The following is a 12,725-nucleotide window of genomic DNA, read 5'->3' as shown; positions in this document are numbered from 1 at the left end:
CTGCAAAGGCGCGGTTTTTCATGGCCTGCGGGTCAGTTTAAGACCCGCATCAGCCCCGGAGAATCCAGCGAAAAAGCGGGTATGGTGACGTTGAACACTTCTCCGCTTTCCGTTTCCATCTCGTAATGTCCGAACATAAGGCCGGACGGCGTGTCCAACGGGCAGCCGGAGGAATATTCGTAGGTGTCGCCGGGCTTGAGATGCGGTTGTTCTCCCACGACACCCGGTCCGTAGACTTCGTCCACCTGTCCATTCTGGTCAGTGATATGCCAATAGCGATTGATGAGAGTAACGGGAACATCCGAGTTATTCGCGATCACGACCTTGTAGCCCCAGACGTAGCGGTCGTCATCCGGGTCGGATTGTTCTTCGAGATAATACGGATCAACCGTCACCTCGATATCCCTTGTCAGAGCACGATACATACGCGCCACACCTCGATATTTTCCCTGCCCGCTTATCCTACACTATAGGCTCTGGCTATCGTCAAGAAAATGAATGACTTGAGGGGCAGGAGCTGTCTCCCCTTGCGCTGTTTTTTACCGTTAGGGATAACGGAAAAGGTAAATAATGGTTGCCTGATACTGGCTTTCGAGGCCATCAAACGCGACATGGCCCGGCGTTCCCGCGGGGCCATGTCGATTATTGAATATGAATGTCAGGCCGAAACGGCTGCCAGACCCTTTGCCAGATCTTCCAGCAGATCGTCGGTATCCTCGATGCCGCAGGAAAGGCGCAAAGTGCCGCCGGAGATACCGAGTTCCGCCCGTGCCTCGTCTGTGAGGTTCTTGTGCGTCGTGGTGCCGGGATGGGTGATGAGGCTCTTGGCGTCGCCCAGATTGTTGGAAATCTTCACGATCTCAAGCGCGTTCTGCAGCTTGAAGGCCGCCTCCTTGCCGCCCTTCAATTCGAAAGCCACCAGCGTCGAACCACCGGACATCTGCCGTACAATGACGTCGGCCTGCGGGTGATCGGCGCGCCCGGGATAGATGACCTTGGCGACCTTGCCGCTGTCGGCCAGGAAATCCGCGATCTTCGAGGCATTGGCCGTCTGCTGCTTCACGCGCAGCGGCAGCGTCTCGATGCCCTTCAGAAGCGTCCAGGCATTGAACGGCGACATGGCCGGGCCGGTGTGGCGGAAATAATCCTGCAGCTCTTCCTCAATCCATTTCTTGTCGGAAAGGATCACGCCGCCGAGGCAGCGACCCTGGCCGTCAATATGTTTGGTGGCCGAATAAACGACGATATGGGCGCCGAGTTCGAGCGGCTTCTGGAAAAGCGGTGTGGCGAAGACATTGTCAACGACCACTTTCGCACCGATCTGGTTGGCAAGCTTCGCCACGCCGGCGATATCCACCACTTCGAGTGTCGGATTGGTCGGGCTTTCGAGGAAAAACAGCTTGGTGTTTGGCTGGATTGCCTTTTCCCAGTTGCCGAGATCACGTCCGTCGATCAGCGTGCATTCGATGCCATATTTCGGCGCGAGCGTTTCAACCACCCAGCGGCAGGAGCCGAAGAGCGCACGGGCGGCAACGATATGGTCGCCGGCGCGCAGCTGACACATGATGGCGGCGGTGACGGCGGCCATGCCCGAAGCAAGTGCGCGGGCGTCTTCAGCGCCTTCCAGCAGGCACATGCGCTTTTCGAACATGTCATTGGTCGGGCTGGCGTATCGGGCGTAGATAAAGCCGTCGGTTTCACCCTTGAAGCGCGCTTCGGCTGCTTCAGAGTTTTCGTAGACGAAGCCTTGGGTCAGATAAATCGCTTCCGACGTCTCACCGTAAGGGGAGCGTAGCGTACCGCCGTGAACGAGCTGGGTTGCCGGGCGCCATTTATTGCTCATGTGATCACCTTCAAAACAAAAAAACCGGCCGCAAAAGCAGACCGGTTCCTAGCACCCGGTCTTTTTAGCCACTTGTTTAACGTGGCTGCAAGCCGACCGGCCAAATCACCACGGGATAAGCTTGCCATACTGCCGTTACCGGCTTGCGTCAATGCTTTCCTTTTGGTTTTGTCGCCGTAAAAAGGAATGACGACCATGATGAGAACCACGGGCATTTTGGCGGATGGCGCAATCCGCGCGCTGTTTGCAGGCGGCAAGCTGAAAAGCGAGGCCGATCTCGATGTCGATCAGGTGCAGCCCGCCAGCCTCGACCTCAGGCTTGGCTCCAGGGCCTATCGTGTTCGTGCAAGTTTCATGCCCGGCCCCGGAACCAAGGTCATCGACAAGCTCAATCGTCTCAGCCTTCACGAGGTGGATCTCAGCCAGGGCGCGGTGCTGGAAACCGGCTGTGTCTATATCGTTCCGCTGATGGAAAGCCTTGCGCTGCCGGCGGACATGTCGGCCTCGGCCAATCCTAAGAGTTCGACCGGTCGCCTCGATATCTTCACCCGCGTCATGACCGACAATGCGCAGGAATTCGACAAGATACCGGCGGGATACACAGGTCCGCTCTATCTGGAAATCAGCCCGCGCACCTTCCCCGTGGTGGTTCGCCGTGGCTCGCGCCTGTCGCAGATCCGTTTCCGCATTGGCCATTCGCTCCTGAGTGAAAGCGAGCTTCTGAAACTGCACGAGACGGAAACGCTGGTCGCCAGCGAAAGCCCGAACGTGACGGGCGGTGGTATCGCACTCTCGATCGACCTCAAGGGATTTGGCGAAAACGGGCTGATCGGTTATCGCGGCAAACACCATACGGCGGTGGTGGATGTCGACAAGAAGGCCCAGCACGATGTTCTCGATTTCTGGGAACCGCTCTATGCGCGCGGCCGCGCCGAACTGATCCTCGACCCGGACGAGTTCTATATTCTCGTTTCGCGCGAAGCCGTCCACGTGCCGCCGCTCTATGCGGCCGAAATGACCCCCTTCGACCCGCTGGTGGGCGAGTTCCGCGTACATTACGCCGGGTTCTTCGATCCCGGCTTCGGCCATGCGCAGGCCGGCGGCACCGGCAGCCGCGCCGTTCTTGAGGTCCGCAGCCACGAGGTGCCCTTCATCCTGGAACACGGCCAGATCGTCGGACGGCTTGTTTACGAGCATATGCTGGAAAAACCGGAAGGCCTTTATGGCACCGGTCTCGGCTCCAACTATCAGGCGCAGGGGCTGAAGCTCTCCAAGCACTTTCGCGCCGCATAATGAGCTGCGGCGGGCGCTTGACACCCGCCGCGAACTATCCGATGTCTTGTTTGTGGGTGCGGGTGTAGCTCAATGGTAGAGCAGCAGCTTCCCAAGCTGAATACGAGGGTTCGATTCCCTTCACCCGCTCCACCTTATTTCTCAGGGCTTTCCGCCGTTTTTTGTGTTCTAAAAGCAGGTGAGTTTTACAGCCTGTTTTACAGCTTATGTTCTCTGTTCAGTCTGCTCACAGTGGTTCCCGCCTTAGAAAGTGGGAAAGAAATATCATTCGCGCTGTGCCTAAGTGCATTCCAATGGGCATTCAATTTGAAATTGTTTCTGCGCTTTGTATGCTGTGCGGCGAATCAAAATTTTGTTGCAGGGATTTAACTTGATCATAACGAAAACTATGTATAGGAAAACCCTGCAACTGGAATTCAGTCGCGACGGAACGGAAGTGCGGCTCGTTCATTATTGGTATGACAGATGACGCGCTTCGATACGTTGAAATCCGAATTCAAGTCATGCAAGGGGCCTTTCCCTTATAGCAAGCTGGTCAGGCTGCTAGAGGGGTTGGGGTATGAAGTGAAGAATGGACAAGGTTCTGCTAGGAAGTTTGTGCACAAGGAGTCCCAAAAGGTCATCATTGCGCATGAGCCGCATCCGGGAAAAGAGATAAAGTTCTATCTCGTCAAGCAAATCCGAGAATTCCTCGTTGATAGGAAAGAATTATGAAGCCGATCGCTTATAAGGGTTATCAAGCTTCTGTCGAATATGAGGACGGAAGCCTCTTCATTAAAGTTCTTCATATCGATGACCTGCTCGTCGCGGAGTGCGAGAGTGCGTCTGAGGTCGAGGCGTGTGCGCGCGCTCTTATTGATGATTATATCGCGACCTGCAAAGAGCTTGGCCGCGATCCTCAGAAGCCGTTCAAGGGTTCCTTCAATGTTCGTATGGAGCCGGATTTGCACCGCAAGTCCGCAATGGCCGCTGCGGATTTGGGCATATCGTTGAACGCATGGATTTGCTTGGCCGCGACAGAAAAACTTGATTGCACTGGCATCGCTGACCGGTTCGATGGAGTTTTCTCTAAAAAGCGACAAGAAATGAGCGTCACCGCGACCATCCAACTTTTGCAGGCGCAGCAGCACTTTAATCGTGGTGCGTTCTACGAGGGGATTTATCACGCGATACAGGATGACGACGGGCTTATGTACGTCGGGCAACACAGAGGCGGCGTGAGAGAAGCAAGTTTAAAACCTATGTCTAGAGTGAAGTTGCATGGCTAAAGCAGCCAAACCAAAAATGGAAACGTCTGAAGTCACAATAGAGCTTCTCGGGCAGTCCTTGGTCGAGGTCGATTTGATGGCGCTGCCCCACGCCGATGGCGAAAAGGTAGAGCTGCGCTACCAGGCCTCGATAGACACACCGGAGAAGCTTGAAGACAACAGATTTTTCTTTCGTTGCGATTTTTCGGTGACGAAAAAAAAGGCTGGGTCTGACGAAGAACTTCAGTCTGTGATGGCAACTTACGGATGCATCCTTCAGCACCCGTCCGATGACATTCCGACGGTCGAGGCTGTTGGCAAATCCTTTGTCGCAACTTCCGCTTGGCATGCGTTCTCTTCGTTGTTTGCAGTGGTGTCGCACCAAATGGGAACGCCGTTTCCGCCACTTCCACCAAGTCCCGGCGGTGTCGCCTCGTCTGGTCGGAGTTCATTCGAAGAGCTTGAGCTTAATGAGGCTGGAGAGGAGGTCGGGTGAGTAGGCAGATTTGCCGACTGACACGACCTTTCCAAATCGCATTACGGTTTGTTCGCTCTTGCCTCATTTAGCTGGCGGGTCATCTCTTTTGCCGCGCCATTTTGGCTCCCGTGAAGCAGGGCACTTTTCGGAAAAGCATCCTTTCCAACCCTGTAAACGCCGTAGTTCCTCATGCATATTGTTTGATTGATTGAGACCTTAATCACTATGTCTAAAGCTCGAAAAAAGTTTCTCTTCCTCAGTGACAGCGATAGAGAGTCTGCGAAAAGTCGATTGGTGGCCGCTGGAGTCCCATACATAAAAAAAAGGTTGGAATCGCGAGCTTCTAACTGGGAGACAATAGTCGATATATTTGAAACCGACCCGCCGCTCGGCGTGCTTGTAAAACTTACAAACTACACGATGGGTCTTTTACTAGCTCCGAATTATGCAGAGGTTGCTGCTGCGCTGCTGACGAAGATCAGTCAAAGTTCTCATATCGTTTTCGTGCATGAAACTTTTTTCAAACCCGACGACATCCCGGAGTTTTCCGAAGAGGACGAAGATGAAGACCTTTGGTTCGGAAGCCCGCAAGTTCTCTTTGGATCGTTACCGGAAGAGCAGCGCACTCAGGTCAGCCAACTTTTCAAATCTTATGGTCTAAATGTCGTACCGTACCGACGTAACTTCGAGTTGAGCTTGTTGGCCGGTGACTTTGTAGAGTCTCATCAGAGTAATTTAATTTTCCGGTTCTATGTGCCGTCGGGCAAGATTTATGCAGAACAGACGGTGGAGTTGCTAACTCTGTTCCGGGATTACCTCAGCCGCTCGCTGGGTCTACAGGTGAAGCAATCTACTCATGGAACAAGCAATGGCACCGTCTACGAGTTCTTTGGAGACGGTCAGTTGTCACAGGATGACGTCGCTGAAAAGTTTGATGATTTCACAAACGTGATGGATTTATGTCTAGCGAATCCTTCAGAAGCTGAGCAGTTGCTTATTCGACAAGGGGCGGATGCCGATGCCGTTGGTAGGTTAGTAACAGACTATTCAAAAAAACTCCGGCGTTTGACGAACGACATAAAGCAAGACCGTGAACGAAAAGTCCTAGACATTCGCCATCGCCTCGAAAGTGATCTCATCGAAGTGGCGGATCGAGCCGATTTGCAAGCCATCGCTGATCTTGTTGAACAAGTTGTTACGAAAAATGCTGGATTTAGCGATGTTATGGGTATTGGCACTTCTATTGGCCGGAAGGACGCTATTTCGAGTCTAACGGTGAACGTACGGCCTCAATTCATCAACCATGTTAAAGGAATCGTTTCTCAAGAGATGTACGGGGATCAGCATGTGGGTCCGGAAACAGCGGAGCTTCTGGAACTCATTCGGCAAGGCGACTTTAGTAACCGGGCTGAACTTCAATCAGCTGTTTATGAGTTGGAGGACGATGCTACGTCACCGCAAAAGCGCCTACGCGCCGGCAGGCTTTTGCAAACTTTCCTGAATAAATTCGGCGCGGGTGTGGTCGATGCTGGGTTCGGCGTCCTACAAACATATATCGAAGGAAAGCTGGGAATAAAATAATTTTGCAAAGACGGAGGCGGTGTATTTCGCCCATCTATTCACGCCATAATTTCAGGTTTGGATTATCGTGAGAATTTGAGCGCATCTAAAATTTCAATTCAGTTCGTATTGACGTTTCTAGTTATTTCTCTTACTTATGAGTTCATAATAGCTCCCCGTTCGGATCAGGCCGCAAGGCCCCCGGCGGGGTTTTTGGTTTCTGGGGGTTACATTGACGACAGCGACTAAGAAAAAGCATGCGATGGCTTTTTTTGATGGCCAAAATCTATTTCAGCACGCGAAGGATGCGTTTGGCCACCACCACCCAAACTACGACCCTATTAAACTACATAACGCAGTCTGCGCCCAACAAGGCTGGGTTCCAAATTTGACCCGGTTTTACACCGGAGTCCCGAGTCATGAACAAAGTGCGATGTGGGCCGCATATTGGGCGAAGCGCATCATGTTTATGAAGACCGCAGGGATAAATGTCACGCATCGTAAGTTGCGATATCACCGTGAGAGTTCATTTGATGCATCGGGAAGCCCTTGCACAGTGGTGACGGCGCATGAGAAAGGGATCGATGTCCGTCTCGCTCTCGATATCGTAGCCACTGCACGGCGGTCGGAGTGGGATGTTGCCATCATATTTAGTCAAGACCAAGATCTAGCCGAGGTTGCAAGCGAAGTAAGAGCTATCGCGAACGAGCAAGGCCGGAGCGTGGAAATTTGTTGCGCTTATCCTGATGGACCGAGTGCAACTTCAAGGCGCGGGATAGATAACACTCAATGGATAAAAATGGATCAGGCGTTTTATGACGCTTGTCTGGACCCGACCGACTACCGTCCTCCAAAAAAGCTCGTTTAAATACTCATCCGTTCACTGATCTGCCGATGATAGCTTCGCGGCGTTGAGCAAGCGGATCATTTCCTTTGTTGCGGATGCGCGGCCAACGTAGCGTCTGATGATTCTTTCAACGGTTTCTTCCTCCCACGCCATGATCTCGGCGATCACACGAACGGATAGACCGGCAATATAGAACTTTGTAGCGGCGGTCCCTCGAAGGTCATGGAAGTGCAGATCACGTTCCAGCATGTTCGTCTTTTCTTTCGCCCGCCAGAACATTGTATTCAGCCCGCTCGGCTTCCATGGCTTCTTTTTGGAGCTGGTAAGGATGACGGGCGAACGCTTGGGTATGCGCTCAAGAATTTCATTCAATGCGTCGTAGCGCGGTATAATGGCCTCGCGCTTGTGCTTGCTCTTGCCGGTCGAAATGATGATGGCATCGGTGCCGACATGCGACCAAGACAGTTTCAGCAAATCGCTTACACGCAAGCCTGTATGGGCGGCAAGGTCAATCACCCACTTCAACTCGTCAGAGCATGCGGCTTTTACCTGCGCAATGTCCGCGTCCGTCCATATGATTTCGGATCGGTCGGAACTGTAAAGGTGCTTGATGCCTTCGGCGGGATTGGCGCTAAGCTTGCCCATCGGGTCCACGCCGTGGGACAGGATGCGGGAAAGAACCTGCATTCCGGTGTCTGCGGCGCGGGGCGTTTCGCTGTACTGGCCGCGCCATTGCCGGATGCGGGGGCGGATTTTGTCGGTGCGGTTGAACTGCGCAATGCTCAGATTGCCGAAGTATTCGGAAATGCGATCAATCCACGGCGACCAGACGCGCTTCGTGGAATCGGCAAGCTTCTTGAATTCGGTTGCTTTGTAGTGGGTGATGATGGAGCGGAAGCGACCGCTTTCCGGTTCCATGCGGCTGGCGATGGCTTCGTTATATGATGCCATAAAAGCCGCCGTTCCCGGCTGGCCGTCGAGCCTTGGGCCACCGCGCCAAGCGTAATAGTAAACATTGCCCTTGGCCCTTACGGTGTGGATGCCCTTTAGCTCAACTGTAACCATGCTTTTTATCAAACTCCGCAAGCTCGCGGTCCAGATCATCTTCGTCGCTCTGTGCTGGTGGCGTAAAATGCCATCGAAATGTACCGTCTGGCAATGTATCCAGCGCGGTTGGGGTCATGCCGTTCTTTTTCAATGCCTCAAGCGTAGCGGCCACGTCGCGAACTCGAAGGGAAGGGCGACGTTGCTTTCGATTAGCGGCTGATGTGGCTTCGGTCATGTAACACCGGTTTCGGGTAACTTAGTGTGTGGAGGCGGGCGGCGACCGCCCGCGCTCCGGGTGAAATCAGACCGACATTTCCGGCTTGCCCGCGAACTTCGGCAGGCCAAGTTCTGCGGCGGTTTCGTGCAGAGCGAAGGTTACTGCCTTGGTGATGTGGGTATCGGGCCGGTAAAGCATGCAGGTCCACGAAAGCTTGCCTTCGCGAAGGCGGTAGCGAAGGCGCACGGGCAAGCGGATGCTTTCACCCTGGAAGAACGGCGCGATATTGAGGACGAAGACGCCCGGCACGGTGATGGGGTCGCCGTTGGCGTTCTTGTGGTCTTCCTCGAAAACGATCTGGCTTTCACCGGTTTGCAGTTTTACCGCCGTCTTGACGCGGGTTTCGGCGTTGATCTGCAAGCCCTGCGAAAGCACTACAAGTTCGTTCGGATAGGCCACTTTGGCCTTGAACAGCAATTCGAGGTCTTTGGTCTCGTCAGAATCCGGCGAGGCCAGTTCGGCAATATGGTCTTCGATGAACTCCGCAAACTCGTTTTGCGTCAACGGTTTGCCATTGATGCCCTGCCAAGCTTTCCATTCTTCGGAAAGCGGAAACGCATAGTGTACGCGGTGCTTGCCGTTGTCCGGGTCGCCGCCATGATAGTCTATAACGGCAGTGAAGGCCGGGCTACGCCAGTCCGTAATAGCAAAAATCACGCTGTTGCCTGTCTTGTGGCGCTCGACAAGCTGGACGAAGGATTCCAGCGTCTCGGCATAAGCGGTGCCCTGCTTGCGCTCCGGGCGGGTGCGCCACGGTGCGAAGACTGCCGACACGTCCGACAGCTTGCCGCTGGTCGGGTCCAGCAGCGCCGGGACGGTGGAGGGAATGCCCTTGGCGTCGGCAGGTGCCGGAACCTGCACAATCGCGGCGTTGGTCAGCGCCGCTAGCTTTGCGATTTCGGCGACGGCGGTTTGGGTGAGTTGGTCCATTTCGGTTCCTCTGTTGGTGCGCCGGTCACTGGCCGGACGCGGTTGCTAAAATTGGGAAATCAGCCTGCGGAGACTTCGCGCGGCGAAAACATGTCGTGCTGGCGGGGATGCTCGGTCGAAAGCGCGCCGTCTTCGACAACCCAAAAGACCGAGTTCTTGCGCGGCAGCTTCGGGGTTTTGGATTCCATGTCGGCGGCAATCGTCACCATGCCGTCCTTGACGGACAGGGACAGTTTCAGGGTCACGGAACCCTTAAAGCTCTGCATGGGGTTGGCTTCGGACATGTCCGAAAGCTTTTCCAACGTCTGGCCGATCTCGGCGGAAAAGGCGGGGTTTAGCTGCCCGTTTTCCAGCATGCCAATGATGGTGGAGGCATCGCGTATTTTCTTCATGCGGATGGTTCCTTGTGGTTTGGAGGATGGTCACGCGCGCAAGGCGGCGTCGTGGTGGCGCTTGATCTCGGCGAGGCTGGTGGCGCAAAGCGCCGCGCCGCCGATGATGGCGAGGATGAGGACGGCGCAAATGCAGGCCAGAAAGAACCGGCCATAGGGCGGGGTTGCCTGCTTAGGGCGCTCGGTCGGGATCATGGGGTAAATCTGGATCAAGGCTGTCTCCATCCGTTCGGGAAACCGCCTCGTGTGAGGCGGAAACCGGAGCGGACGTTTCAGACTGCGGCCATGCCGTCGCAGAAGCCCGTATAAGCATCATCGTACCAATCGAGCTTCTTGGCCTCGTCCAGTGCGGCGCGGTTTAAGTCGTCGGCGTACTGCCAAAGGTCGCTCGCCATTTCGAGGGCGCTTGCCGCCGCAATCGCCTCGGTCGCAGCTTCGCGCAGGCGCACATGCAACGGCGTCGGGGTTTCGTCCGCATCTTCATCTTCGGCGATGGTCGGTGGGACAAAGTTGCGCTCCGCGACTTCTGCGCAATGACGTAGATACAAGGCGCGCTGGCGAAGCTTCTTTACATCGGTATCCATTTTGCTCTCCGGTGATGCTGTTTGATGATGGCCCGAAGGCCATCGCCAAACGGCATCAAGCGGCTGCAACAGCATCGCGGCGCTGGATTTCGTCCAGCATCCTGATGCGCTCATCTGTGGAAAGCCGTGGCGCCGTGGCTGCTCGCGCAAGCTCGGCGGTCGTGTAGTAGGGATACTTGATAGCGGGGTCCGTAGCGCGTGCAGCGTTGACCCGCGTATCGTGAACGCGGGCGGTAGCGGCATCACCGCAACGGCGGATTTCTTTTGCGGTGAACCATTCCCGCAGGTCGGCTTTCGTGCAGCCTTCGCCCACACGCTGGATAGCGTCGGCCATCGCCTGTGTTAGCTCTTCGTCATTCGCGGTTTTGATGTGCATGCCCTGTCTCCATCCTTTTGAAGGGGGCCGGGCGGCATGTTCACATTTCGAGGGTGCGCCGCCCGGCATTCTGCCAGAGCCGCAACGAGGTTTAGCGGCTTGGATGAATTGGAAAATAAATCCAATTACGAGTTTGTCAATCTATAAATGGAAATAAAATCCAATATGCGAAAACGACTCGACTCTCCGTTCATTTTTGCAAATATTAGAACGGAAGGAGAACAAAATGGGCTATGCGTTGATGAGATATAAGACGTTCACGCTGTTTCTGCGGTGTGAAAACTGCCTTCGTGAGACGTCTAGGGTTGTCGAAATTCCCCCTGGGGATGACAGCCCGCGCGATGTGGACGAGTTGCTTGAAAGCGGCTTCCTAGCGCAAATCCCGTTCGCGTGCGGTCCTTGCGGCAACCCGATTGCGCAACTGATTGGAGTAAAGGAGTAAAGCCATGCGGGAAACCGAAGTTTTGGAATTTGTTATCGTTCCCCCATATCCAAAGCGCCACCAGATAGCGGCTTCAGAAGCGCATTTCGCTGACTTCCTCAAGAGGCGTTTCCGTGGCTATTCTTTTAAGGTGGCAGGGATCGCGCCTGTTGGGTCGGATGACGACGATAGCTTTCACGTCATCCCGGTAATGAGCTTTTTAGACGACGCGGGAAATATGCGGATGTGTGAGCCTCCGCAGCCTTGGATTATCACGGAAATCAGCGAAGCGTGCCGAGAATTCGCGATAAACAAGCGCCGTTGGCTCTCTTAAAACGACAAGTCATTTATGATGCGGCGCGCCAGCGCGATAATCTCGACTTGGGTGCCGTCATCTGCCGAATAGTCACGATTTATTATGATCGGTTTGTGCCTCGGGTTCGTTGAACGTGGGTGAAATTCCGTTCTGTCCTGATAGATTTCCACCTGCTTGACTGACCATTCACGCGTCATACCGCCGTCCTTTGACCTCTCCACTATAACCACCATGCCATCCCGCAACACCACTTCATTGGCGATGTCTTCGAACGAAATGGCTACAATTCTGTCGCCTTCGAGGATTGGGCGTGGTTTGAGGTCATTCATAGAGTCCCCGGATACGTCAAATATCATCTGCCTCGCATTGGGGAATCGGTCGTCTGGCGGCACCGAGACTAGCTCTCGCTCTCTTTGGTCGAAGGCGTCAACTTCTCGGAATGTTCCGGCTTCGACTCTGCCTATCACCGCAGCTGCCACAAGTTGCCCTGTAATGGGCTTAACGTTTTGATGCTCTGTTACCTCGATCCCGTCTCTTAGCCAAAGGTGCGAAACGCCCAACGTATTAGCCAAGATTTTCAGGGTATCGCCGCGAGGTTGGCTGATGTCTCCGCGCAGGTATTTGTTGACGCTGTCATAGGGAATGCCGGAGCGGTTCGAAAGCTCCTTCTTCTTCCAGCCCTTGGCGTCCATCGCCACTTGTAATCTTTGCCACCAATTCATGTTTGCCATCATAGAGCCGGAGTTATTTTCCGTTTTGGATTTCTGTTGCCTTGTAATTGGATTTTAAATCCATTATTGGTGCGTGCATGGACACGACACCGACCCTCACAATTGCTGAAATCATCAGCCGCGCTGGCGGCCCCAAAGCAATTGCGGATGCGAGCCGGTTGACTGTCGATCCGTTCTCGAAGGATGCGGTTTACAAGTGGGCGAAAGGGGGGATTCCAGATCGCCATTGGCCAATCATTATCGCGCTTACCAATCTGGAAGTTTCGGCGATTTATTCGGCAAACCTCGCGGCGCGGGGCAACGTCTTTCCGCAACTTTTTCATGAGGCCGCAGAATGAGCGGCCTCGTTTCTCCTTCGCGCGGCCAATCCTCCCGGCCTGCTG

18 protein-coding genes, 1 tRNA gene and 1 riboswitch are annotated in these 12,725 nt (G+C 54.4%); of the genes, 9 read left to right on the top strand and 10 right to left on the bottom strand.

Annotated elements, in window-relative coordinates; translation table 11 throughout:
* Positions 1-32: 32 nt before the first annotated feature.
* Positions 33-425 carry a Co2+/Mg2+ efflux facilitator ApaG/CorD gene (apaG, locus tag FHW77_RS09850; protein ID WP_004439778.1) on the bottom strand — a complete coding sequence of 131 codons (393 nt, stop codon included), beginning with the start codon at positions 423-425 and terminating at the stop codon, positions 33-35.
* A 233-nt stretch (positions 426-658) separates the two neighbouring features.
* On the bottom strand, positions 659-1,843 hold the full coding sequence (locus FHW77_RS09845) for an O-succinylhomoserine sulfhydrylase (RefSeq protein WP_004439779.1): 1,185 nt from the start codon (positions 1,841-1,843) through the stop codon (positions 659-661).
* Between the two features lie 43 nt (positions 1,844-1,886).
* Positions 1,887-1,965: riboswitch (SAM riboswitch) on the bottom strand.
* A gap of 73 nt (positions 1,966-2,038) precedes the next feature.
* On the opposite strand from FHW77_RS09845, the gene FHW77_RS09840 reads away from it, so the two are divergent.
* The 7 genes from FHW77_RS09840 (at position 2,039) to FHW77_RS09810 (ending at position 7,289) form a co-directional block, all read left to right on the top strand.
* Positions 2,039-3,136 carry a 2'-deoxycytidine 5'-triphosphate deaminase gene (locus FHW77_RS09840; RefSeq protein WP_004439780.1) on the top strand — a complete coding sequence of 366 codons (1,098 nt, stop codon included), beginning with the start codon at positions 2,039-2,041 and terminating at the stop codon, positions 3,134-3,136.
* Between the two features lie 58 nt (positions 3,137-3,194).
* Positions 3,195-3,268, top strand: a tRNA-Gly gene (locus FHW77_RS09835).
* A 333-nt stretch (positions 3,269-3,601) separates the two neighbouring features.
* Positions 3,602-3,850, top strand: a complete 249-nt coding sequence (locus tag FHW77_RS09830) for a type II toxin-antitoxin system HicA family toxin (protein WP_182590484.1) — start codon at positions 3,602-3,604, stop codon at positions 3,848-3,850.
* Entirely contained in the window at positions 3,847-4,404 is a 558-nt protein-coding gene (locus FHW77_RS09825; protein WP_182590483.1) for a type II toxin-antitoxin system HicB family antitoxin, read from the top strand. The genes FHW77_RS09830 and FHW77_RS09825 overlap by 4 nt, the downstream gene beginning before the upstream one ends.
* Positions 4,397-4,879: a hypothetical protein gene (locus FHW77_RS09820; RefSeq protein ID WP_182590482.1), complete on the top strand. Its 483-nt coding sequence runs from the start codon at positions 4,397-4,399 to the stop codon at positions 4,877-4,879. Before FHW77_RS09825 ends, FHW77_RS09820 begins: the two co-directional genes overlap by 8 nt.
* Before the next feature lie 276 nt (positions 4,880-5,155).
* Positions 5,156-6,442, top strand: coding sequence for a hypothetical protein (locus FHW77_RS09815; protein WP_182590481.1), 1,287 nt, complete (start codon positions 5,156-5,158; stop codon positions 6,440-6,442).
* Positions 6,443-6,653: 211 nt separating this feature from the next.
* Positions 6,654-7,289 (top strand): NYN domain-containing protein, encoded by a 636-nt coding sequence (locus tag FHW77_RS09810; RefSeq protein ID WP_182590480.1) that lies wholly within the window; start codon positions 6,654-6,656, stop codon positions 7,287-7,289.
* Positions 7,290-7,301: 12 nt separating this feature from the next.
* On the opposite strand, the gene FHW77_RS09805 is transcribed toward FHW77_RS09810, so the two are convergent.
* The 7 genes from FHW77_RS09805 to FHW77_RS26700 all read right to left on the bottom strand — a co-directional run bounded on the left by FHW77_RS09805 (position 7,302) and on the right by FHW77_RS26700 (position 10,874).
* Positions 7,302-8,333, bottom strand: coding sequence for a tyrosine-type recombinase/integrase (locus FHW77_RS09805; RefSeq protein WP_182590492.1), 1,032 nt, complete (start codon positions 8,331-8,333; stop codon positions 7,302-7,304).
* Positions 8,320-8,550 (bottom strand): hypothetical protein, encoded by a 231-nt coding sequence (locus FHW77_RS09800; protein WP_182590479.1) that lies wholly within the window; start codon positions 8,548-8,550, stop codon positions 8,320-8,322. Before FHW77_RS09800 ends, FHW77_RS09805 begins: the two co-directional genes overlap by 14 nt.
* A gap of 66 nt (positions 8,551-8,616) precedes the next feature.
* Positions 8,617-9,522: a YfdQ family protein gene (locus FHW77_RS09795; protein ID WP_182590478.1), complete on the bottom strand. Its 906-nt coding sequence runs from the start codon at positions 9,520-9,522 to the stop codon at positions 8,617-8,619.
* Positions 9,523-9,581: 59 nt separating this feature from the next.
* Positions 9,582-9,914, bottom strand: coding sequence for a YfdP family phage-associated protein (locus tag FHW77_RS09790; RefSeq protein WP_037089328.1), 333 nt, complete (start codon positions 9,912-9,914; stop codon positions 9,582-9,584).
* Between the two features lie 30 nt (positions 9,915-9,944).
* Entirely contained in the window at positions 9,945-10,127 is a 183-nt protein-coding gene (locus tag FHW77_RS09785) for a hypothetical protein (RefSeq protein WP_182590477.1), read from the bottom strand.
* 59 nt (positions 10,128-10,186) lie between these two features.
* Entirely contained in the window at positions 10,187-10,498 is a 312-nt protein-coding gene (locus tag FHW77_RS09780; RefSeq protein WP_182590476.1) for a hypothetical protein, read from the bottom strand.
* Between the two features lie 55 nt (positions 10,499-10,553).
* On the bottom strand, positions 10,554-10,874 hold the full coding sequence (locus tag FHW77_RS26700) for a hypothetical protein (protein WP_286086105.1): 321 nt from the start codon (positions 10,872-10,874) through the stop codon (positions 10,554-10,556).
* Between the two features lie 446 nt (positions 10,875-11,320).
* Between FHW77_RS26700 and FHW77_RS09770 the strand changes: the two genes are divergently transcribed.
* Complete coding sequence (locus FHW77_RS09770; protein WP_112161523.1) at positions 11,321-11,629, top strand: hypothetical protein; 309 nt, start codon at positions 11,321-11,323, stop codon at positions 11,627-11,629.
* Here FHW77_RS09770 and FHW77_RS09765 read toward each other — a convergent pair.
* Positions 11,626-12,333 carry a helix-turn-helix domain-containing protein gene (locus tag FHW77_RS09765; protein ID WP_112161596.1) on the bottom strand — a complete coding sequence of 236 codons (708 nt, stop codon included), beginning with the start codon at positions 12,331-12,333 and terminating at the stop codon, positions 11,626-11,628. The genes FHW77_RS09770 and FHW77_RS09765 overlap by 4 nt on opposite strands.
* 86 nt (positions 12,334-12,419) lie before the next feature.
* Between FHW77_RS09765 and FHW77_RS09760 the strand changes: the two genes are divergently transcribed.
* Entirely contained in the window at positions 12,420-12,680 is a 261-nt protein-coding gene (locus FHW77_RS09760) for a carph-isopro domain-containing protein (RefSeq protein ID WP_182590475.1), read from the top strand.
* Positions 12,681-12,725 lie beyond the last annotated feature (45 nt).

The sequence above is a fragment of the Agrobacterium sp. RC10-4-1 genome (assembly GCF_014138475.1).
GTDB lineage: Bacteria > Pseudomonadota > Alphaproteobacteria > Rhizobiales > Rhizobiaceae > Agrobacterium > Agrobacterium pusense.
The sequence above is the reverse complement of the archived record's forward strand: the minus strand, read 5'-3'. Positions and strand labels throughout refer to the sequence as shown.